General features: G+C 71.8%; 18 protein-coding genes and 1 pseudogene. 5 read left to right on the top strand and 14 right to left on the bottom strand.

Annotated elements, in window-relative coordinates; genetic code table 11:
- On the bottom strand, positions 1 to 2,257 hold a 2,257-nt coding region (locus tag A5714_RS01730), incomplete at its 3' end, for a type I polyketide synthase (RefSeq protein WP_156747126.1).
- A 356-nt stretch (positions 2,258 to 2,613) separates the two neighbouring features.
- On the bottom strand, positions 2,614 to 2,964 hold the full coding sequence (locus tag A5714_RS01725) for a hypothetical protein (RefSeq protein WP_369829412.1): 351 nt from the start codon (positions 2,962 to 2,964) through the stop codon (positions 2,614 to 2,616).
- Positions 2,965 to 3,136: 172 nt separating this feature from the next.
- Here A5714_RS01725 and A5714_RS01720 point away from each other — a divergent pair, with 172 nt between their 5' ends.
- Positions 3,137 to 3,472 (top strand): RNA polymerase-binding protein RbpA, encoded by a 336-nt coding sequence (locus tag A5714_RS01720; RefSeq protein ID WP_068067977.1) that lies wholly within the window; start codon positions 3,137 to 3,139, stop codon positions 3,470 to 3,472.
- Positions 3,473 to 3,481: 9 nt separating this feature from the next.
- Here A5714_RS01720 and lnt read toward each other — a convergent pair.
- The 3 genes and pseudogenes from lnt to A5714_RS01700 all read right to left on the bottom strand — a co-directional run bounded on the left by lnt (position 3,482) and on the right by A5714_RS01700 (position 8,732).
- A pseudogene (gene lnt / locus A5714_RS01710) lies at positions 3,482 to 6,129 on the bottom strand (apolipoprotein N-acyltransferase).
- A gap of 400 nt (positions 6,130 to 6,529) precedes the next feature.
- Positions 6,530 to 8,143 (bottom strand): amidohydrolase, encoded by a 1,614-nt coding sequence (locus tag A5714_RS01705; RefSeq protein ID WP_068282086.1) that lies wholly within the window; start codon positions 8,141 to 8,143, stop codon positions 6,530 to 6,532.
- 49 nt (positions 8,144 to 8,192) lie between these two features.
- On the bottom strand, positions 8,193 to 8,732 hold the full coding sequence (locus tag A5714_RS01700) for an FxsA family protein (protein WP_068282084.1): 540 nt from the start codon (positions 8,730 to 8,732) through the stop codon (positions 8,193 to 8,195).
- 73 nt (positions 8,733 to 8,805) lie between these two features.
- Here A5714_RS01700 and A5714_RS01695 point away from each other — a divergent pair, with 73 nt between their 5' ends.
- The gene (locus A5714_RS01695; RefSeq protein WP_068282082.1) at positions 8,806 to 9,510 is read left to right on the top strand and encodes a dienelactone hydrolase family protein; all 705 of its coding nucleotides are present in this window, start codon (positions 8,806 to 8,808) and stop codon (positions 9,508 to 9,510) included.
- 6 nt (positions 9,511 to 9,516) lie between these two features.
- Here A5714_RS01695 and A5714_RS01690 read toward each other — a convergent pair whose 3' ends face one another.
- From A5714_RS01690 to A5714_RS01650, 9 genes are all read right to left on the bottom strand, one after another.
- Complete coding sequence (locus A5714_RS01690) at positions 9,517 to 10,500, bottom strand: NADPH:quinone reductase (protein WP_068282071.1); 984 nt, start codon at positions 10,498 to 10,500, stop codon at positions 9,517 to 9,519.
- 78 nt (positions 10,501 to 10,578) lie between these two features.
- Positions 10,579 to 11,013, bottom strand: coding sequence for a MarR family winged helix-turn-helix transcriptional regulator (locus A5714_RS01685; protein WP_068068108.1), 435 nt, complete (start codon positions 11,011 to 11,013; stop codon positions 10,579 to 10,581).
- A gap of 153 nt (positions 11,014 to 11,166) precedes the next feature.
- Entirely contained in the window at positions 11,167 to 11,547 is a 381-nt protein-coding gene (locus A5714_RS01680) for a PPOX class F420-dependent oxidoreductase (RefSeq protein ID WP_068067961.1), read from the bottom strand.
- A gap of 93 nt (positions 11,548 to 11,640) precedes the next feature.
- Positions 11,641 to 15,216 (bottom strand): cobaltochelatase subunit CobN, encoded by a 3,576-nt coding sequence (gene cobN / locus A5714_RS01675; RefSeq protein ID WP_068282069.1) that lies wholly within the window; start codon positions 15,214 to 15,216, stop codon positions 11,641 to 11,643.
- 9 nt (positions 15,217 to 15,225) lie between these two features.
- Positions 15,226 to 15,894 (bottom strand): alpha/beta hydrolase, encoded by a 669-nt coding sequence (locus A5714_RS01670; RefSeq protein WP_068282092.1) that lies wholly within the window; start codon positions 15,892 to 15,894, stop codon positions 15,226 to 15,228.
- Positions 15,895 to 15,939: 45 nt separating this feature from the next.
- The gene (locus A5714_RS01665) at positions 15,940 to 17,031 is read right to left on the bottom strand and encodes an LLM class flavin-dependent oxidoreductase (RefSeq protein WP_068282063.1); all 1,092 of its coding nucleotides are present in this window, start codon (positions 17,029 to 17,031) and stop codon (positions 15,940 to 15,942) included.
- Positions 17,032 to 17,043: 12 nt separating this feature from the next.
- Positions 17,044 to 18,051 carry an ABC transporter substrate-binding protein gene (locus A5714_RS01660; protein WP_068282060.1) on the bottom strand — a complete coding sequence of 336 codons (1,008 nt, stop codon included), beginning with the start codon at positions 18,049 to 18,051 and terminating at the stop codon, positions 17,044 to 17,046.
- Positions 18,048 to 18,803: an ABC transporter ATP-binding protein gene (locus A5714_RS01655; protein WP_068282059.1), complete on the bottom strand. Its 756-nt coding sequence runs from the start codon at positions 18,801 to 18,803 to the stop codon at positions 18,048 to 18,050. Before A5714_RS01655 ends, A5714_RS01660 begins: the two co-directional genes overlap by 4 nt.
- A gap of 11 nt (positions 18,804 to 18,814) precedes the next feature.
- Positions 18,815 to 19,642 (bottom strand): ABC transporter permease, encoded by an 828-nt coding sequence (locus A5714_RS01650; RefSeq protein ID WP_068282057.1) that lies wholly within the window; start codon positions 19,640 to 19,642, stop codon positions 18,815 to 18,817.
- Positions 19,643 to 19,734: 92 nt separating this feature from the next.
- Here A5714_RS01650 and cobG point away from each other — a divergent pair, with 92 nt between their 5' ends.
- The 3 genes from cobG to A5714_RS01635 all read left to right on the top strand — a co-directional run.
- Positions 19,735 to 20,829 carry a precorrin-3B synthase gene (gene cobG, locus A5714_RS01645; RefSeq protein ID WP_068282054.1) on the top strand — a complete coding sequence of 365 codons (1,095 nt, stop codon included), beginning with the start codon at positions 19,735 to 19,737 and terminating at the stop codon, positions 20,827 to 20,829.
- Between the two features lie 17 nt (positions 20,830 to 20,846).
- Positions 20,847 to 21,473 carry a precorrin-8X methylmutase gene (locus A5714_RS01640; protein WP_068282052.1) on the top strand — a complete coding sequence of 209 codons (627 nt, stop codon included), beginning with the start codon at positions 20,847 to 20,849 and terminating at the stop codon, positions 21,471 to 21,473.
- A partial coding sequence (locus A5714_RS01635; RefSeq protein ID WP_068282050.1) for a precorrin-2 C(20)-methyltransferase occupies positions 21,470 to 22,249 on the top strand: 780 nt, incomplete at its 3' end. The genes A5714_RS01640 and A5714_RS01635, both read left to right, overlap by 4 nt.

Here is a 22,249-nt window from a genome sequence, read left to right as displayed (position 1 = left end):
ACGCATAGTCGACGTCGATGCGCCGGGTGCGCACGTCCTGCTCGGCGCAGACCCGGATCAGGTCCTCGAGCGCGCCCACCTCGCCGGACACCACGACGGTCGCCCGGCCGTTGACCGCGGCGATGCCGGCCCGAGTGCCGTACGCCGACAACAACTCTCGGGCGCGCTCGGCGCCACACGCGAGGGACACCATGCCGCCGGGCCCCGAGAGGGCGGTCAGCAGTTGGCTGCGCAGGGTGACCACCTTGGCCGCGTCGCGCAACGACAGCGCGCCCGCCACGTAGGCGGCGGCGATCTCGCCCTGCGAGTGCCCGATGACGGCGTCGGGCTGCACCCCCACCGACTTCCACAGCTCCGCCAAGGAGACCATGACGGCAAACAGTGCGGGCTGCACCACGTCGACCCGGTCCAGGCCGGGAGCGCCGGGGGCGCCGCGCAGCACATCGATCAGCGACCAGTCGACGAACTCCGCGAAAGCCTCGTCGCACGCCTCGATGTGACGCGCGAAAACGGGTGCCGAGTCCAGCAATTCGCGGCCCATGCCGAGCCACTGCGAGCCCTGGCCGGGGAACACGAACACCGTCTTCCCGGCGGGGGTGGCAACGCCGCGCAGCACCGAGCCCACCGCGTCGGAGGCCAGCTCGTCGAGCCCCGCCAGCAAACGCTGCCGGTCGGCGCCGACGACGACGGCGCGGTGCTCGAAGGTGGAACGGCCGGCCAGCGACCACCCGATGTCGACGGTGTCGAGGTCGGCCTCGGCGCGTACGTAGGCCGCCAACCGCGCGGCCTGTGCGCGCAGCGCCGCCGCCGATTTCGCCGACACGACCCACGGCAGCACTGCGGGTCTGGGGGTGTCCGCCACGGGCTTGGGTTGCGCGGGCACGGCCTCGACGATGATGTGCGCGTTGGTGCCGCTGATCCCGAACGACGATACCGCCGCCCGCCTGACGCGGGGGTCGTCGGCCGGCCACGGGCGCGGCTGGGTCAGCAGCGAGACCGAACCCGCCGACCAGTCGACATGTGGGCTGGGCTCGTCGACGTGCAGCGTCGACGGCAGCAGTTCGTGCTGCATGGCCAGCACCATCTTGATCACCCCGGCGACACCGGCGGCCGCCTGCGTGTGACCCATATTCGACTTGATCGACCCCAGCCACAGCGGGTCCGCGGCCTCACCGCGGTCCTGCCCGTAGGTCGCCAGCAACGCTTGCGCCTCGATCGGATCGCCCAGGGTGGTGCCGGTGCCGTGCCCTTCGACCACCGCGACGTCGGCCGTGGTCAGGCCGGCGTTGGCCAGCGCCGCGCGGACCACCCGCTGCTGGGACGGGCCGTTGGGCGCCGTCAAGCCGTTGGAGGCGCCGTCCTGGTTGACCGCCGTGCCGCGCACCACCGCGAGCACCGGGTGCCCGAGTCGCTGCGCGTCCGAGAGGCGCTCGACCACCAGCATGGCGCCGCCCTCCGACCAGCCGACGCCGTCGGCCGCGCCCGCGTAGGCCTTGCACCGGCCGTCCGGCGCCAACCCGCGGTGCCGGCTGAATTCGACGAAGACCGTGGGGGTGGCGTTGACGGTCGCGCCGCCGGCCAGGGCCAGGTCGCATTCGCCGGAGCGCAGCGACTGCACCGCCATGTGCAGCGCCACCAGCGACGACGAGCAGGCGGTGTCGACCGACACCGCGGGGCCTTCCAGGCCCAGCACATAGGACACCCGGCCCGAGGCGACGCTGGAGGTCATGCCGGTGAGGCGGTAACCCTCGATCTCCTCGGCGAGCATGCCGTAGCCCTGCACGATCAGGCCGGCGAACACGCCGGTGGCGCTGCCGCGCAGGCCGCCGGGGTCGATTCCGGCCCGCTCCAACGCTTCCCACGACAGCTCCAGCAGCATCCGGTGCTGGGGGTCCATCGCGAGCGCCTCGCTGGGAGCGATGCCGAAGAAGCCGGCGTCGAAGTCGGCGACGCCGTCGACGAAGCCGCCCGTGCGGGCGTAGGACTTGTGCCGCGCGTCGGGGTCCGGATCGAACAGTCCGGCCAGGTCCCAGCCGCGGTCGGTGGGGAAATCCGACATCACGTCGCGGCCGTCGGCCACCATCTGCCACAGGCCCTCGGGCGTCTCGATGCCGCCGGGGAACCGGCACGACATCCCGACGATCGCGATGGGTTCGTTGGACCGCTCCAGCAGCGCGCGGTTGGTGCGCTTCAGGCGCTCAACCTGGACCAGCGCTTTGCGCAGCGCTTCGGTCGCATGCTGGAGTTGATCAACCATCACAAACCTCGCCTAACCCTCACCTGACGTGGGCAGTCGTTCATCACGGGATGCGGCTGTCGGCCGATCACGGGATGGGCTGCATGAAGCGGCGCCGCTTCCGGTTCGAGCAGCGTCGCGCTGCTTTCGAACCCACGAATGTTGCTGGTGAGTATGTCCAACTCCGACAGGATTTCAAAACGTCCGCTCCCCGAGTGCTACAGGGAATTCGGCTTCGGCGACCGCGGCGCCCCGTCGAGGACAGGCGTGACGCGGGGCGCCCGGTTCGCTCGTGGGACGACGGTCCGCTGCATCCGTGGGCCGTGGTCCATGGCGCGACTGTACCCGGCTAGCCATTGGCGATGGTCACGCCCACGTCATACACCGGCGCGGCGCCAACCGTCGGCGGCCCTGGCGGCCTGCACCAACACGTCACACAGCTCCCGTAGCTCGGCCGGTGGGGCGCCCTCGTCGAGGGCGGTGGCGATATCCTCCGCCGCGCAGCGCACCTGGTACACCCGGTCCGACAGGTCGGCGGCGTCCTCAGCCGACAGCACCACCGCGTCGGGGGGCACGGCCGCGGCGCCGTCGCGGGTCAACGACGCCCGCTGCTCGTAGGCCCGCTGGCGGCACGACTGGCGGCAGTACTGGCGGCGCCGGCCCATGCTCGCGTCGGGCACGTCGCGGCCGCACCAGCGGCACGGTTGCGGGCGGGCACGGCGGGTCACGCCTGACGACATTAGTCGCCGATGCCCGGCGCGCCCCGGATCGCCGGTATCATGGAAGGTCGCGTCGCGGATACCGGTGCACCGCCGGGGAACTGCGCACAGCGCCGCAGCGTTTGCTATACGGAACAAAACCGGGCCTGCAGGCCCGAAGGACTGGTAAGGAGTAGCAGCCATGGCTGATCGCGTCCTACGGGGCAGTCGTCTCGGAGCCGTGAGCTACGAGACCGACCGCAACCACGACCTGGCGCCACGCCAGCTCGCGAAGTACCGCACCGAGAACGGCGAGGAGTTCGAAGTACCCTTCGCCGACGACGCCGAGATCCCCGGCACCTGGCTGTGCCGCAACGGCATGGAAGGCACCCTGATCGAGGGCGACCTGCCCGAGCCGAAGAAGGTCAAGCCGCCGCGGACCCACTGGGACATGCTGCTGGAGCGCCGCTCGGTGGAGGAGCTCGAAGAGCTGCTCAAGGAGCGCCTCGAGATCATCAAGACCCGCCGGCGCGGCTGACCCGCCGGGTTACGACGGGTTCTTGGCGCGCGCCGCCGGGGTGCGCGTCCGCCGGCCCTCGATGCCCCACCGGGTGACCTTGACCAGCGCCTCGCGGATGTTCGATCCGCTCATTTTGGAGACGCCGAGTTCGCGCTCCGTGAAGGTGATCGGCACCTCGGCGATGGTGAACCCGTTGGAGACTGTCCGCCACGTCAGGTCGATCTGGAAGCAGTAGCCCTTCGAGTCGACGGCGTCCAGGCCGATCTTCTCGAGGACCTCGCGGCGGTAGGCCCGGTAGCCGGCGGTGATGTCGTGCACCCCGATGCCCAGCGCCAACCGCGCGTAGGTGTTGGCCGTCCAGGACAGCGCCCAGCGCCGCCACGGCCAGTTACGCACCGCTCCTCCGTCGACGTAGCGTGAGCCGATCGCCAGGTCCGCCCCGGCGTCCACGGCGTCCAGCAGGCGGTGCAGTTGTTCGGGCGCGTGGCTGCCATCGGCGTCCATCTCCACGAGCACCGAATAGTCGCGGCTCAGCCCCCAGGCGAAGCCGGCGAGGTACGCCGCGCCCAGGCCGTCCTTGGCGGTGCGGTGCAGCACGTGGGTGCGCCCGGCGTCGGTGGCGGCGAAGTCGTCGGCGAGCTGCCCGGTGCCGTCGGGGCTGCTGTCGTCGACGATGAGCAGGTGCACGTGCGGGCAGGCGTCCTTGAGCCGCCGATGGATCACCGGCAGGTTCTCGCGCTCGTTGTAGGTCGGGATGATCACGAGGACGCGCTGGCTGGGACGGTTGCCCTGGGCTTGGGGCGCCGGCTGGCCGGTGGTCATGTAGCTCCTCTGTGTCGCCCGGAATGACGCGACGGTCGTCGGCCGCCCTCGGGGAGCGGACTGTCCTCGCCGCCGCCAGGTGGCGGCGTGCGGTCACCGCCCTCGGCGGGCGGCGGATCCGAGGGTCCCTGCCCGGGCGGGGGGTCCCTCGGCGGCGTACCGGCGCTTGAGGCTTCGTCGCCGGCGGTGGACCTGAGACGAACGGGACGCGCGAACCAACCATTGTGCCGCATCCCGACCAAAACCACCGCCCCGGCCACCACCAGCAACACCCACTGCAGGACGGGCGCCCATCGCGTCGCCGGCGTCAATCTGGTCTTCAGGCGCACCGCGATGTCGAGGTAGGCGGGTTGGAAGAAGTCGGTGCTGACCAGCTCGGCGCCGTCGGGGGCGATCACGGCGCTGATTCCGGTGGTGCCGGCCACCACCACGTACCGGTCGTGTTCGACGGCGCGCAGCTTGGCGAACGCCAGCTGCTGCTCGCTCATCGTCTGGTTGAAGGTGGCGTTGTTGGCCGGCACGGCGAGCAGCTGGGCGCCGTCCAGGACGGCCTTGCGGGGGGCGCGGTCGAAGATCACCTCCCAGCAGGTGGCCACCCCCAGCGGCACCCCGGCGATGTGCACCACGCCGTTGCCGGCGCCGGGCACCATGTTGCCGGCGCGGTCGGCGTACCCCGACAGGTGCCGGAAGAAGGAGCGCATCGGCAGGTATTCGCCGAAGGGCTGCACGATCTGTTTGTCGTGGCGGTCGGCGGGGCCGGTGGACGGATTCCACACGATCATGGTGTTGGTGAAGCGGGGATCGTCGGGCGGGCTCCCGGGGACCGCCAGGACGCTGCCGATCAGGATGGGCGCGCCGACGGTCACCGCGGCCTGAGAGATCTCGAGTGCGGCGTCGGTGTTGACCAGCGGATCGATGTCCGACGAGTCCTCGGGCCAGATGACGAATTGCGGCTGCGGGGCGGTGCCGGCGCGGACGTCTTCGGCCAGCCGCAGCGTCTCACGAACGTGGTTGTCCAGCACCGCGCGGCGCTGATCGTTGAAGCCAAGACCCAGGCGCGGCACGTTGCCCTGCACCACCGCGATCGTCACGGGCGGCTCGCCGCCGGACCCCGTGCCGGCGTGCCGCACCTGCGGCCAGACGATGACGGAGGCGAGCAGAACCAGGCAGATGCAGATGCCGGGCAGCACCACGGCGGGCGGGGCGGAGTCGGTGTGTCCCGGCGGGTCGACGGCGGCGTCAGGCTCGGCGGTCCGCCGGCCGCCGGGGCCGTGCCACCACGCCGCGATCTCCAGCGCGATGGCGGTGCCGCTGAAGCCGATCAGCATGACGGCCACCGAGAGCAGGGTCGAGCCGCCGAGCTGGGCAAGCGGCAGGAAGGGGCCGTGGGTCTGGCCGTAGGCCACCACGCCCCACGGGAAGCCGCCGAACGGGAACGTCGACTTCGCCCACTCCTGGGCGGCCCACAGCACCGCGAACCACAGCGGCCATCCCGGCAGCCCGCGCACCACCACCGCGAACAGGCTGAAGGCGGCGGGGAACGCCGCGCACAGCATGGCCAGCACCACCCAGGGCACCGGTCCGACCAGGCTGCCCACCCACGGCAGCAACGGCAGGTAGAACACCAGGCCGAACACGAAGCCGTAGCCCAGGCCGCCGATCGCGGTCGTGGCGGCGCGCGTGAGCACCCAGCCCAGCAGTGCGGCCGCCGGGACGGCGGCCCACCACCAGTTCCGGGTCGGGAAGCTCGCGTAGAGCAACAGCCCGCCGGCCACGACGCACGCGAGCCGGGCCAGACGCGGCAGCAGCGCGGCGCCGAGGCGGGGCAGCCGCGCGACCACCGCCGCGCCCACCGCCGTCGCGACGCGCAGTGCGGCGGAGCCGGAGCGCCGCGCGGATTCCGGCCCGGCTTGCGGGTCGGTCTCGCGTTGCGCGTCGGGTTCTGGCTCCGGCCCGGGTGGCAGGTCGGGCTCGGGTTGCGGGTCGGGCTCGGGCTGCGGGTCGGGCTCGGCTTGCGGGTCCAGCCCTGGTTGCGGGTCGGGCTTGGCGTGCGCCGCGGCCTCCCTGTGCACTGCCGCGGGGTCGTCGTCGCGGTCGGCCTCGGCCTCGTCAGCGGTGGCGTCGGTGGCCGGGCCGACGGCCGTGATCTCGCGGATGCGATCGGCCGGTTCGGGCTGGTCGGCATGGGTGGGGTCGGGGCCTTCGGGGCGCTGGTCACCGCCCTCACCCTGGTTCCGGCGTCTCGACCAGCGCCTAGCCATAGATCACCGCGCCGCGGTGCACCGTTCGCCGGCATCGCGGCAGGGGATCCGTCGGGCCCAGCCGGGGCAGGGCCGGCACCCGGGAGCGGGGATCGGTCGACCAACGCTGGACGGCGTCGCGCGGCGCCTCGACGTCGAGCGTCTCGGCGTCCCACACCGCGTAGGAGGCGGGGGCGCCCGGGGTCAGGGTGCCGGCCGCGCCGTCACGCGCGCCCGCTGCGCGCCAGCCGCCGCGGGTCGCGGCCGCGAACGCCGCGCGCGCGGAGACGGCGCTGCCCGGGGTGCGGTGGTTGACGGCAGCGCGGACGCTCATCCACGGGTCCAGCCCCGTGACGGGGGCGTCGGAACCAAGCGCGAGGGGCACGCCTTGGGATGCTAACAGCGCCAGCGGATTGAGTTGACTGCCTCGCTGCGGGCCCAGACGGCGCGCGTACATGCCGGCTTCGCCGCCCCACTCGGCGTCGAAATTGGGCTGCACGCTGGCGATGACGCCCCACTGGCCGAGCTTCGCCGCCTGCTCGGCGGTGACCATCTCGACGTGCTCCAGCCGGTGGCCGCAGCGCGCCACCGCCACCGCGCCGAGCGCGTCGACGACCCGCTCGAAGGCGAGCACCGCGGCGGCCACGGCCGCGTCACCGATGACGTGGAAACCGGCCGTCACCCGCGCCTCTGTGCAGGCCCGGACGTGGGCCTCGATGAGGTCGGGTTCCAGGTAGCAGGTGCCGTGACGGTCCGGGGCGTCGGCGTAGGGCTCGCATAGCCACGCGGTGCGCGACCCGAGCGCCCCGTCAACGAAGAGATCACCGGCCAGGCCGCGGGCGCCTGTGGCCTCGACGAGCTCACGCGCCTGCGCGGCGGTGCTCACCGCCTCGCCCCAGTACCCGATCACGTCGACGCCGTGGGCGAGGGCGCGCAGCGCCAGCCAGTCGTCGAGCCCGCCGATCTCCGGTCCCGCACACTCGTGCACGGCGACGATGCCGGCCGCGGCGGCCGCGCTCAGGGCCTCGGCCCGCGCGTCGGCCAGCTGTTGAGCGGTCAGCAGGTCCCGCGCGACGGCACGGACGAGGTGGTGCGCGTCGCCGGCCAGCGGGCGCTCGGCGGCGTGCCCGGGCGCCGCCGCGAGCCCGCTGACCCGCTGGCGCAGCCCCGTCGAGGCCAGCGCGGAATGCACGTCGACGCGCGTCAGGTAGGCCGGTCGGTCGCCGAGCACGGCGTCGAGGTCGCCGGTGCTCGGCGGGGCGTTCTCCGGCCACGCCGTCTCGTCCCAGCCGTGGCCCCACACCGGCAGCCCCGGATGCGCGGCCGCGTATTCGGCGATCATGCGCAGGCAGTGCGCGCGCGACTCGGCGGCCCGCAGGTCCAGCCCGCTGAGGGTGAGGCCCGTGGCGGTCACGTGCACGTGGCTGTCCACGAACCCCGGCGCCACGAACCCGCCGGCCAGGTCCTCCACGCGGGCATCGGGAAACAGGCGGCGGCCGACGTCGTCGCTGCCCAGCCACGCGATGACGTCGCCGCGCACGGCCAAGGCCGTCGCGTCCGGCTGAGCGGGACTGTGCACGCGACCGTTGACCAGCAGCGTGGTGGGCGGTCCAACAGTCCGCGTCATAGGGCAAAACTACGTTCGGGCACCGACCTGACGAGCAGGGCGGCACGGTTCAGCGGCGCGCGGAGCGCGGCGACGCCGAGGGGTGCAGGTCGCGAGCCATTTCGCCGTCGATGACTTCACCGTCGATGACTTCACCGTCGATAATCTCGCCGTCGATGACCTCGCCGTCGATGTAGTCGCGCTCGGCGGCCGGGCGGCGCCGCGCCGCGGCGGCCGGGTATCCCGGAATCCGTTGCAGCCGGCGCATCGCGACCGCGGTCAGCGCCGGGCGGGCGACCGAACGCACCGGCGGCAGCAGCAACAACAGCCCCAGCGCGGTGCTCACCAGACCGGGGATGAGCACGAGGACGGCGCCGAGCCCGATCAGCGCGCCGTCACCGGCCGCGCCGCGTGACGCGCCGAGGCCCCGGCGCAGCTGCCCAACCTGGCGCACCAGGCGCGAACCCGCCATGGGAGCCACGACGCCCCACCCGAGCAGGAACGTGCCCAACAACACCAGCAGGGTCCAGCCCCACCCGACCGTCGACACCAGAGCAAAGATCACCGCGATTTCGACAACCGCGTAGATCAGCAACAACCGCGACACCATGATCGGACAACGCGGGGCAAACGTCTGGAAGTTCCCGTGGTGCCGCGCGGCACGGCTGCGATTAGATGACGGTATGACGACGATTCAGATCGATACGCCCACCGGACAGATCGACGCGCTGCTGGACCTGCCCGGAGGTCAGGGCCCCTGGCCCGGCGTCGTGGTGGTTCACGACCTCTTCGGATACAGCCGCGACAAGGAGTCGATCAACAAGCGCATCGCCGGGGCCGGGTACCTCGCGATCACCCCCAACCTGTACGCCCGCGGTGGCCGGATCCGCTGCATCACGCGGGTCATGAAGGACCTGCAGACGCAGCGCGGCCCCGCGCTCGACGACATCCTTGCCGCCCGGGATCACTTGCAGGCCCTGCCCGAATGCACGGGTCAGGTGGGCATCGCGGGGTTCTGCATGGGTGGCCAGTTCGCTCTGGTCATGTCGCCCAAGGGATTTGGTGCCTCAGCCCCGTTCTACAGCACTCCGCTGCCACGCAACCTCGACAGGACGCTCGACGGCGCGTGCCCGGTCGTGGCCAGCTTCGGCGGTCGCGACCCGCTCGGCCGTGGCGCGCCGGAGAAGCTGAACAAAACCATTGCCGCCAAGAACATTACGGCCGACGTGAAGGTGTATCCGGGCGCGGGCCACAGCTTCGCCAACGAGCTGCCCGCCCAACAGCTGCTGCGGATCTCGGGTTTCGGCTACGACCACGATGCCACCGAGGACGCGTGGCGGCGGGTGTTCGCCTTCTTCGGCGAACACCTTGCGGCAAAGCCGGCCTAGCCCGGTTCAGCGCCCTACGGCCAGCACGACCCGGCCGTCGCGCGCCCCGCGGTCCACGTCATCGTGCGCCCCGGCTATCTCCGCAAGCGCGCGCGGTGGTCCCACCGCGATGGTCAACGCGCCGCTTCGCGCGGCGGTCGTCAGGTCGGCCGCCGCCTGCTGTTTGGCCGCGGCCGGGAAATCGTCGCTGCCCAGGAAACGCACCGTCGTGTTGGCGAAAACCAGTGGCCAGAAGGGCAACTCGGGCCTGTCCCTGCGGGTCGCGTACGCGGCGATCACCGCGTCGTTGGCCACCACCGCCGCGTCCAACTCGGCATTGTCCGACAAAGCCACCTCGACGATGCGGTCCACCCCGGCCGGGCTGAAGTCACGCACCGCGGCCGAGGTGTCGCCGTCGCTCAATGCGACGGCGTGCGCGATCACCGAGCCGTCCACCCGGGCCAGGTCGCTTTCGCGAACGACGGTGCCGATGACGGTGGCCCCGCCCCAGCTCGCCAGTTGAGCCGCCAGCGAGCCGACGGACCCGAGCACGCCGTGCACCAGGAGCGTCTTGCCTTCGACCGGCCCGTCGCTGAATACGGCCCGATGAGCGGTGATGCCCGGGATTCCCAGGCAGGCACCCATCCCGTCGGACACTTCGTCCGGCAACGGGACGGCCTGCGCGGCGGGAACGCAGCTGAACTGGGCGGCGGTGCCGAATGGCCGATAGGACTGGGCGCCGTAAATCCACACCCGTTGCCCCACCCGGTCGCGATCGACGCGGTCGCCGACGGCCTCGACCACTCCGGCGCCATCGCTGTGCGGAACGATTCGCGGAAAGCTCATCGCCCCGCCCTGCCACCCCGAACGCTTCTTCGTATCACCGGGATTGACACCGGAGAAAGAGATCCGCACGCGAACCTCACCCGGTCCGGGTGAGGGGTCGGGAAGTTCACCGACCTCAAGAACGCTCGCCGCGTCGCCCTGCCGGTCGTACCAGGCCGCCCTCATGCGTGATCTCCTCGCCTCGCGGCGAACGCCGCGTACCGATCACCAATATACATTCCGTGGAATGTAAATGCGCTGCGGTTACTTGTCGACGGCGGCGTTGGCCGCTCGCAGCGCGACAAGCGTCGAATGGAACTGCCGCAGCGATCGCTGAGCGACCGCCGACCCGATGCGGAGCTGCAGCTCCTCGTCGAAAGCCGTGACCGCCTTCGCCAAGACTCGGCGGCCTTGCGCCGTCAGTTCGATGATCGTCGACCGGCCGTCCGCCGGATTCGCGCGGCGAATGCAGTAACCCGCCGCTTCGATACGGTCGACCAACTTGCTGGTGCCGCCGATGGTGATGGCCAGCTCCTCGGCAATGTCGTTCACCCGGCACGATGATCGCCGCGCGATCACCTGCATGGGCTCCAACCGGCTCAGCGGAAGGTCGAGATCTCTCCGCAAGCGGGCGTCCACCGCGTTCCACAGCTCCGTCTCGAACCGGACCAACTGGTGGAAAAGGTCGAGCATCTCCATCGGCGAACCTATCTCGAGCACCCTGCGGGAAGGCCTATCCTGCCATCGCGACCGGGATCACCGACCGGGCTTGGGCGACAACGCCCTTGCGAACGTGTGCCGTCGAGGCCGGCCTGCGCCCAGGTGCGGGGTCGTCGACATTCGTTGCGGGCGTCAGCCCACGCGCAACTCGAGGCCCACGTTGTTCTCCATGCCGCCGCGCAGCTTGCTGAAGAGGTTGAACACCTTGCCCAGCAGGCCGTAACGCTTGCCGATCGCGTCGTAGACGGCGGCCGTGTGCGATTTGTCCAGGACCGCCGCGGTGCCCTGCACCGCCTCGCTGGTCGGCTTGCCGTTCATGGTGCAGGTGGCCAGCGTGACGCGGGGCGTGTTGCGGATCCGCTTGACCTTCCAGGACTTCGCCTGCGTGATGACCAGCAGCCGGTCCCCTTGAGCCGCGGCCCAGATCGGCGTGGGCTTGGGCCGGCCGTCCTTGGTGAAGGTGGTGAGCAGAATGTATTGCGCCTTGGCGAGGTCGGCGAAGGTGGGCGTCACAGCGTTCAACCTACCGCTGCGGTGTGTGCCGGGCGTGCGGCCGGCCGCACGGTCGCCACCGACAGGGCGGCCCGCCACAGACCCGCGCCGGCGTCAGCCCTCCAGGTTCCCCTCGGTCTCCAGGAGCGTCTGGCGCAAGCCGTCCAGGGTCTCCGGCTGGGGTTGTGCCCACATGCCGCGGCCCGCGGCCTCCAGCAACCGTTCGGCCATGCCGTGCAGCGCCCACGGGTTGGACTCCTCCATGAACTTGCGGTTCTCCGGGTCCAACACGTAGCGCTCGGTCAGCTGCTCGTACATCCAGTCCGCCATGACCCCGGCGGTGGCGTCGTAGCCGAACAGATAGTCGACGGTCGCGGCCATCTCGAACGCGCCTTTGTAGCCGTGCCTGCGCATCGCCGACATCCAGCGCGGGTTGACGACGCGGGAGCGGAACACCCGCGTCGTCTCCTCCGACAGCGTGCGGGTGCGGATTGCGTCGGGCCGGGTGTTGTCGCCGATGTAGGCGGCGGGGGCCTGGCCGGTCAGCGCCCGCACGGTGGCCACCATGCCGCCGTGGTACTGGAAGTAGTCGTCGGAATCGGCGATGTCGTGTTCGCGGGTGTCGGTGTTCTTGGCGGCCACCGCGATGCGCCGGTACTGGCGGTTCATGTCGTCGACCGCCTCGCGGCCGTCCAGGTCGCGGCCGTAGGCGAAGCCACCCCAGGCGGTGTACACGGCGGCGAGGTCGCCGTCGTCGCGCCAGTTGCGACTGTCGATCAGCTGGAGCAGCCCGGCGCCGTAGGTGCCGGGCTTGGATCCGAAAATCCTTGTGGTGGCGCGTCGTTGGTCGCCGTGTTGGGTGAGGTCGGCCTGGGCGTGCGCGCGCACGTAGTTGTCCTCGGCGGGCTCGTCGAGGTCGGCGACCAGCCGGACCGCGTCGTCGAGCATCGTGACCACGTGCGGGAAGGCGTCGCGGAAGAACCCGGAGATCCGCACCGTCACGTCGATGCGCGGCCGGCCCAGTTCGGTCAGCGGGATGGCGGTCAGGTCGACGACGCGGCGCGACGCGTCGTCCCAGACCGGCCGGACACCCAGCAGCGCGAGGACTTCGGCGATGTCGTCGCCGGCCGTGCGCATGGCCGAGGTGCCCCACACCGACAGACCCACCGACTCGGGCCACCGCCCGTGGTCCTCGCGGTACCGGTTCAGCAGCGAATCCGCCAGCGCCACACCGGCTTCCCACGCCAACCGGGACGGCACCGCCTTGGGGTCGACGGAGTAGAAGTTGCGTCCGGTCGGCAGCACGTTGACCAGCCCGCGCAACGGCGACCCGGAGGGGCCCGCCGGGATGAACCGGCCGTCGAGCGCGTTGAGCACCTGATCGATTTCCGATGAGGTGCCGGCGAGCCGCGGCACCACCTCGGTCGCCGCGAACCGCAGCACCGCCGCGACGGTCGCGTCGTCGGTGAGGCGGTCGGCGGCGGCGGGATCCCAGCCGGTGGCTTGCAGGGCGGCGACGAGTTCGCGCGCGGCGGCCTCGGTGTGGTCGACGGAGCCGCGGGCGTCGGTGCCGTCCTCGGCGAGGCCGAGCGCCTGGCGCAAGCCGGGCAGCGCCTGCTCGCCGCCGAACAACTGCCGGGCTCGCAGGATTGCCAGAACCAGGTCGAGTTCGCTGTCGCCGGAGGGCTTTTGACCGAGGATGTGCAGGCCGTCGCGGATCTGGACGTCCTTAATCTCGCAGAGCCAGCCGTCGACGTGCAGCAGCATGTCGTCGAACGAATCCTCCGCCGGGCGTTCGGCCAGCCCCAGGTCGTGGTCCATCTTGGCGGCCCGGATCAGCGTCCAGATCTGCTGGCGGATCGCCGGCAGCTTGCCCGGATCCAGCGCGGCCACGTTCGCGTGCTCGTCGAGCAGCTGCTCCAAACGTGCGATGTCGCCGTAGGTTTCGGCGCGCGCCATCGGTGGGATCAGGTGGTCGACCAGCACGGCGTGTGCCCGCCGCTTGGCCTGGGTGCCCTCGCCGGGGTCGTTGACCAGAAATGGGTAAATCAGGGGCAGGTCGCCCAGGGCGGCGTCCGGGCCGCAGGCCGCCGACATGCCCAGCGTCTTGCCGGGCAGCCATTCCAGGTTGCCGTGCTTGCCCAGGTGCACCACCGCGTGGGCGCCGAACCCGGCGTCCAGCCAGCGATACGCGGCCAGGTAGTGGTGGCTCGGCGGCAGGTCGGGGTCGTGGTAGATGGCGACGGGGTTCTCCCCGAAACCGCGCGGCGGCTGCACCATCAGCACCAGGTTGCCGGATTGGATTGCCGCGATGACGATTTCGCCGTCGGGATCGTTGCTCCGGTCCACGAACAGCTCGCCGGGCGGCGGACCCCAGTGCTCGGTCACCGCGTCAGCGAGTTCGGCCGGCAACGTGGCGAACCAGTCGCGGTAGTCCTTGGCGGAGACCCGGATCGGGTTGCCGGCCAACTGTTCGGCGGTCAACCAGTCGGGGTCCTGGCCGCCTCGCTCGATGAGCGCGTGGATCAACGCGTCCCCGTCGCCGGCCTCGACTCCGGGCAGGTCTCCCACCCGATAGCCGCGGTCCGCCATGGCGCGCAGCAGCGCCACCGCGCTGGCCGGCGTGTCGAGGCCGACCGCGTTGCCGATGCGCGCGTGTTTGGTCGGATACGCCGAGAACACCAGGGCCACCCGTTTGTCGGGCGGCGCGACCTGGCGCAGCCGCGCGTGCCGCACGGCCAGCCCGGCGACGCGGGCGCAGCGTTCGGCGTCGGCCACATAGGAGATCAACCCGTCGTCGTCGATCTCCTTGAACGAGAACGGGACCGTGATGATGCGGCCGTCGAACTCGGGCACCGCGACCTGGGTGGCGACATCGAGCGGGCTCAGGCCGTCGTCGTTGGCCGACCACTGGGCGCGCGGGCTGGTCAGGCACAGCCCCTGCAGGATCGGAACATTAAGCGCGGCAAGGTGTTCCACGTTCCAGCTGTCATCGTCACCGCCGGCCGACGCGGCGGCGGGCTTGAGCCCTCCGGCCGCCAGGACCGTGACCACCATGGCGTCGGCGTCGCCGAGCCGCTGCAGCAGCGCGGGCTCGGCGGTGCGCAGCGACGCGCAGTAGACGGGCAGCGGCCGCGCCCCGGCGTCCTCGATGGCCCGGCACAACGCGTCGACGTAGCCGGTGTTGCCGGCCAGGTGCTGCGCGCGGTAGTACAGCACGGCGATCGTCGGGCCGGCGGTGTCGCGGGCGCCGGCCCGCGGCAATTCGCCCCACGTCGGGGTCACCACGGGCGGGCCGAAGCCGAACCCGGTCATCAGCACGGTGTCGGACAGGAAGGCGTGCAGCTGGCGCAGGTTATCCACGCCACCATGCGCCAGATAGATGTGGGCCTGCACCGCGATCCCCGCCGCCAACGTGGACAGGCCGGTCAGCTCGGCGTCGGCGGCTTGCTCGCCGCTGACCAGCACCGTCGGCACGCCGCTGGCGGTGACCGCGTCGATGCCGCTCTGCCAGGCGCGGTATCCGCCGAGGATGCGGACAACCGCGACGTCGGCGCCGTCCAGCAGCGCCGGCAGCTCGTCGTCGGACAGCCGCGCCGGGTTGGCCCACCGATAGTTCTTGCCGCTGGAGCGGGCGCTGATCAGGTCCGTGTCGGACGTCGACAGCAGCAGGATGGTCGGCTCAGCCACCCACCATTCTTACCGCACCAGCGTCGCGGCGATCCGGTCGGCAACCTCGCGGGCGACGCCGAGCGCGGGCCCGCCCGCCGCCGGCCGGTAGCAGTCGGCGGCGGCGTCGTAGTCCGCCCCCGCGATCGACCCGTGATCGGCGTCCAGCTCGGCGAACTCCACCGGCCAGCCCGCCCGCCGCAGCCGCCCGGCGAAGTCCCGGCTGGCGTCCACCGGCACCACGTCGTCGGCGACGCCGTGCAGCAAGGTGAACGGGGAGCCGGGGCGCCCCTCGGGCAGCGCGCCGGTCAGCGGGCGCCCGAAGACGGGGTCGGCGACGATAAACGCGCCGGCCAGGCAGACGGTGTGGTGGACCGTCAGGTCCAACCGCCCCGCCTCGAGCGTCACACCCGCTGCGGCGGCACCGCCCATCGACCACCCGACCAGGATCACACCGTCGGTGCCGAGGCCGCGGGCGAACTGCAGCGACCGCAGCAGGTCCGCACGGCCGCCGTCGGCGGCGTGGGAGTTCCAGTCCGCGGCCACCACCGCCGCGCCGCGCTCGGCGAGCAGGCCGGCCAGCGGCCCGACCGCCGGGCGGGCGTCGGTCTGCGCGCCGTGCCACAGCAGGATCGTGGGCGCCGCCGAGTCACCGTAGACGTCGGCGAACCGGCCGGGCGCGTACTCGTGGGTGCGCATGGCCACGAGGGTGCCCGCGGCGCCGAGCCTTCAATCGCACGCGCGTCAGGCAATGCCCTTGCGCCGCAGGATGGGCAGCACACCCTCGGCGAACCAGTACGACTCCTCCAGGTGCGGGTAGCCGGACAGGATGAACTCGTCGAAGCCCAGCGAGTGGTACTCGGCGATCAGGTTGGCGACCTCCTCGTGGCTGCCCACCAGCGCGGTGCCGGCGCCACCGCGGACCAGTCCCACTCCCGCCCACAGGTTCGGGTAGATCTCGAGCTTGTCCAGGCGCCCGCCGTGCAGGGCGGTCATCCGCCGCTGCCCCTCCGATTCCGAACGGGAGTGCTGCGCAGTGGCATTGGCGATCTGCTCGGGGCTCAATTCGCTCAGCAGCTCGTCGGCCACCGCCCACGCCGCGGCGGAGCTGTCGCGGGTGATGGTGTGCAACCGGATGCCGAAGCGCAGGGTGCGGCCGTGCTCCTGGGCGCGGGCGCGCACCTTCGCGATCTTTTCCGCCGCCGCCTGCGGCGGCTCACCCCAGGTCAGGTACACGTCGACGTACTCGGCGGCGATGTCCAACGCGGGCGCCGACGAACCGCCGAAGTAGATCTGCGGCAACGGGTCCGGCGGCGCCGACACCCGAGCGTCTTCGACGTGGTAGTACTTGCCGTTGAAGTCGACGGACTCCTGGCGCCACACCGAGCTGACGATGTGCAGGAATTCACCGGTGCGCGCGTAGCGCTCGTCGTGGTCGAGCCAGTCCCCGAAGCGCCGCTGCTCGAGGTCGTCGCTGCCGCTCACCACGTTCAGCAGCACCCGTCCTCCCGAAAAACGTTGTAGCGTCGCGGTTTGCTGCGCGGCCAACGTCGGCGGCACCAGGCCGGGCCGGAAGGCGACCAGGAACTTCAGTCGTTCCGTCTCGGCCAACAGCGCGGCGGCCGTCAGCCACGCGTCCTCGCACCACGTGCCCGTGGGCGTCAACACACCCTCGTAGCCCAGCCGGTCCGCCGCCCGCGCGACCTCGGCCAGGTAGCGGCGGCTCGGCTCGCGATGACTCGCGGGGACTGCGTGGTGCGACGACGCGTGCGACCCGCCCACGATGGACCTGCTGTCGCCGGTGGTCGGCAGGAACCAGAAGAACTTCGCCGGCATACCCTCCCCTATTCAGCTGACGAGGCCTTGGCGCAACACCTCGTTGAATCGACGGTCGACAGAGTCAGTAAACCGTGGCGCCGACTCGAGCTGACCCGAGGCCGCGAACAGGTCGGCCAACTTCTGCTCCGAGGCCACCACGTCGTCGCCAAGCTCGATCGGCAACCGCAGGCTACGGCCTTGCGACACCGCGGCCACGTGCGGGTCCAGGCCAACCGCCGCGGCGTAGCTCTGCGCCCACCGCTGGGGGTTGGCCCGCGCCCATTGCACCGCCTTCTCGAAGCGCACCAACAGGTCTGACAGCGCGGTGTTGCGTTTGGCGTCGGCCAACGCCTGATCGGACGCGACGCCCAGCCAGTCACCGTTGGTGACTCCCTGCGCCTCGGCGATGCTGCGCACCGGGATCTGCTGTTCGGCCTGCGCCGTGTAGGGATCCCAGATCGCCCAGGCGTCGGCCTGGTGCTGGCTGAACGCCGACAGCGCATCGGCCGGCTGCAGGTATACGAATTTGATGTCGGAGGCTTTCAGTCCCGCCTTGTCCAGCTGCGCCAACAGGTTGGCATGCGACGAGCTGCCCTTGCCGACCGCGACCGCCTTGCCGCGCAGGCCGGCCACCGAGGTGATGGGCGAATCCGCATGCACCAGAATGCGATTGCCCACTCCCCCGCCGCCGTACGCCGAGACCACCTTGATCTTCGCGTTGCTGGCCGCCCCGAAGATCGGCGGGGTGTTGCCGGTGATCGCGAAGTCGATCTTGCCGGCGGTGGCGGCTTCCACCTGCGGCGGCCCGGAGGTGAACGTCGAGAACGCCACCTGGTAGGGCAGGTTGTCCAGCTGCCCGGCGGCGCGCAGCAGGGCCTCGGTGCCGCCCTTCTGGTCACCGACTTGCAGCGTCAGCCCGGCCAACGCCGTCAGCGGCACCGCGGCCGGCGGTGCCGCTGGACCGGAAGTGCTTGTCCGAGAGACGCATCCGGCCGACACCAGCGCGACGGCCGCGATCGTCGCGAGCCAACCCCTCAAAGCCGCACACCCAACCGGTCGAGCAGCTCGGCGCGGCGCTGCTCGGTGTGCGCCCCGGCTTCGCCGGGCGCGCGGCGCGGCTCGTCGATGTCGGTCGCGTGGACGACGCGGCCGTCGTCGAGGACCAGCACCCGGTCGGCCAGCGCCACCGCTTCGTCGACGTCATGGGTGATCAGCAGCACGCCGAACCGATGTTGGCGCCACAGCTCGAGCAGTAGGGCGTGCATGGTACGTCGGGTCAACGCGTCCAGCGCTCCGAACGGTTCGTCGAGCAGCAACAGCCGCGGTTCGGCGACCAGCGCGCGGGCCAGCGAAACCCGTTGGGCCTGACCGCCGGACAACGTCAGCGGCCAGGCGGTGGCGCGGTCGGCCAGGCCGACGTCGGCCAGTGCCCGCTCCGCGCGTTGCCGGACCTGCGATGTGGACAGGCGGCTGCGGGTCAGTCCATAGCCGACGTTGGTGACCACGTCGCGCCAGGGGAACAGACGCGGCTCCTGGAACGCCAGCGCCGGGGCGCCGGCCACCACCCGGTCCCCGGTGTGGTCGGGCGACAGGCCGGCCAGTACCCGCAACACCGTCGATTTGCCCGAGCCGCTGCGTCCGATGAGCGCGACGATCTCGCCGCTGCGCACCTGCAGCGACACGTCTTTGAGGACATGACGGTCCCCGTACCACTTGTCGACGTGGCGCAGTTCACCGGCGATGTCGGTGCGCGCCCTGGTGGCGGCGCCGGAGTCAGCGATGAGTGTCACACCCAACCTTTCTAAAGTCGGTAGCGCAGGGCGCGCCGCTCGATGAGACGCACGCCCGCGTCGGTCAGGATGCCGAGCAGCGCGTACACGATGAGGCCGAAGATGATGATGTCGATACGCAGAAAGTCGCGGGCGTTGTTGATCAGGAAGCCAATTCCCTTGTCGGCGTTGATCTGTTCGGCGACGATGAGGGTCATCCAAGCTATCGCCAGTGACTGTCGGAACCCGACCAGCACCTGCGGCGCCGCGCTGGGCACGATGATGCGGGTGAGCCGCTGCCGGAACGAAAACCTCAGCACCTGAGCCGTTTCGAACAGTTTCGCGTCGACCTGTCGGATCGCCGAGAACGTGTTGAGGTAGAGCGGGAACGCCACCCCCAACGCCACCAGCAACACCTTGGGCAACTCGCCGATGCCGAACCACAGGATGAACAGCGGGATCAAACCCAGATGCGGCAGCGCGCGGATCATCTGCATCGGCGGGTCGACGGTCGACTCGAGCCAGCGCGACAGCCCGACCGCCGCGCCCGCGGCCACCCCGACGGCCCCGCCCAGCGCCAGCCCCTCGACCACGCGCATGGTGGACACCTGCAGGGCGGCCGCCAGCTGACCGTTGCGGATCAGCTCCAGGCCGGCGTCCAGGATCAGCGACGGCGCCGGCAGCACATCCTGCGGAATCACCCCGATGGCGCTGCCCAGCTGCCATAAGGCCAGCAGCGCCACCGGCGAGACCACCCGGATGACGTCCCACTTGCGGCGCGCCCAGTACCCGGCCGGCGCAGTGGCCGGGGCGCCGCCCGCGGTGGTGGAGGCAGCGTCGAGCGCGGTGGCAATGCTCACCGTGTCGACGCTAAGGCGAGCCCCGCTGACCAGGTAAGGGTTAGGTTCTGGCTGAAGCCAAGTCCCGCCGGTTGGCCCCGTACCGTGGACTGGTGGCCAGGACGCGCCGAACCGACGCTTGCCCGGGTGCGCTGCAGGTGCACCGGGCGGCCGACGGGGCGCTGGCCCGGGTGCGGCTGCCCGGCGGGATGCTCACCGCGGCCCAGCTCGGCGCTCTGAGCGCCGCCGCGAGCCACTGGGGCTCGGGGACCCTGGAATTGACGGCCCGGGGCAACGTGCAGGTCCGCGGGATCACCGACGTCGCGGCGGTGGCCGACGCGATCGCCGGCGCCGGCCTGTTGCCGTCGGCCACGCACGAGCGGGTCCGCAGCATCGTCGCGTCGCCGCTGTCGGGGCGCGCCGGCGGGAACGTCGACGTCCGGGAATGGGTGGCAGACCTGGACGCGGCGATCTGCGCCGAGCCGCGCCTGGCCGAGCTTGGCGGCCGGTTCTGGTTCAGCCTCGACGACGGGCGCGCCGACGTGTCCGGGTTGCGGGCCGACGTCGGCGTGCACGCGCTGCCGGACGGCTGCGCGGCGCTGCTCGCCGGGCGCGACACCGGCGTCCGGGTGCCCCACAGCGAGGCGGTGACGACGCTGATCGCCGTCGCGCTGCGGTTCGTCGAGGCCCGCGGAACCGCCTGGCGCGTCCAGGAATTGGCCGACCCCGCAGGCCTGCTGCCCGGCGCCGACGCCGCGGGCGCTTTGTTCCCGGCGGTGACCAGGCCCCCGGTGGGCTGGCTCCAACAGGACGACGGCCGGGTCGCGCTGGGGGCCGCGGTGCCGCTGGGCGTGCTGCCGGCCCGGGTGGCCGACTACCTCGCCGCCATCGAGGCGCCCCTGGTGATCACCCCGTGGCGCTCGGTGCTGGTGTGCGACCTCGACGAGGCCGTGGCCGACGTCGCGCTGCGGGTGCTGGCGCCGCTCGGGCTGGTGTTCGACGCGAACTCGCCGTGGTTGACGGTGAGCGCCTGCACCGGCAGCCCCGGCTGCGCGCACTCGGCCGCGGACGTGCGGGCGGACGTCGGGCGGTCACTGGTCGCCGGCGCCGCGGCGCACCGGCACTTCGTGGGTTGCGACCGCGCGTGCGGCAGCCCGCCCACCGGCGAAGTGTGGGTCGCCACCGGGGACGGATACCGGCTGCGCTGAAGTCATAAGGTGGGCGGGTGCTCGACTACATTCGCGACGCGGCGGAGATCTACCGACAGTCGTTCGCGGCCATCCGCGCCGAGGCCGACCTGACGCGGTTCCCCGCCGACGTCGCGCGCGTCGTCGTCCGCCTGATCCACACCTGCGGGCAAGTGGACGTCACCGAACACGTCGACTACACCGCCGACGTCGTCGAGCGGGTCGGCGCCGCCCTGCGGGCCGGCGCCCCGGTGCTCTGCGATTCGTCGATGGTGGCCGCCGGGATCACCGGCGCCCGGCTGCCCGCCGGCAACGAAGTGGTGTCGCTGGTGGCCGATCCGCGGGCCGCCGGCCTGGCCGCCGAGCGCGGCACCACCCGCTCGGCCGCCGGGGTGGAGCTGTGGGCCGATCGGCTGCCCGGCGCGGTGCTGGCCATCGGCAACGCCCCGACCGCGCTGTTCCGGCTGCTCGAACTCGTCGACAAGGGCGTGGCCCCGCCGGCCGGGGTGCTCGGCGGCCCGGTCGGCTTCGTCGGATCGGCGCAGTCCAAGCAGGAGCTCGTCGAGCGGCCCCGCGGCATGTCCTACCTGGTGGTGCGCGGCCGCCGCGGCGGCAGCGCCATGGCCGCGGCGGCGGTCAACGCAATCGCGAGCGACGCCGAATGACCGGCACCTTGTGGGGCGTCGGGCTGGGTCCGGGCGACCCGGAGCTGGTCACCGTCAAGGCCGCCCGGGTGATCGGCGAGGCGGACGTCGTGGCCTATCACAGCGCGCGGCACGGGCGCAGCATCGCCCGCGGCATCGCCGAACCGTATCTGCGGCCGGGGCAGCTCGAGGAGCACCTGGTCTACCCGGTGACCACCGAGGTGACCGACCACCCGGGCGGTTACGACGGCGCCCTCGAAGACTTCTACGTGGAGGCGACGCGGCGCATCGCCGCCCACCTCGACGCCGGCCGCAACGTGGCGCTGCTCGCCGAGGGCGACCCGCTGTTCTACAGCTCCTACATGCACCTGCACGCCCGGCTCACCGAACGGTTCGACGCGGTGATCGTGCCGGGCGTGACGTCGGTGAGCGCCGCCTCGGCGGCCCTCGCCACCCCACTGGTGGCCGGCGACGAGGTGCTGACGGTGCTGCCGGGCACGCTGCCGGTCGACGAGCTCACCCGCCGGCTCGCCGACTCCGACGCCGCCGTGATCCTGAAGTTGGGCCGTTCGTATAACGCCGTGCGGCAAGCGCTTTCCGCGTCGGGTCGGCTGGCCGACGCGTTCTACATCGAGCGCGCCAGCAGCCCACGGCAGCGCATCGGACCCGCCGCGGACGTCGACGAGACCAGCGTGCCGTACTTCTCGCTGGCCATGCTGCCCGGCGGGCGCCGGTTCGGCCGGTCGTCCGCGGCGCCGCGGGGGGCGGGCACCGTCGCGGTGCTGGGTCTGGGCCCC

The organism is Mycobacterium sp. E2462, from assembly GCF_001672685.1.
GTDB lineage: Bacteria > Actinomycetota > Actinomycetes > Mycobacteriales > Mycobacteriaceae > Mycobacterium.
This window is presented reverse-complemented; position numbering and strand designations above follow the sequence as displayed.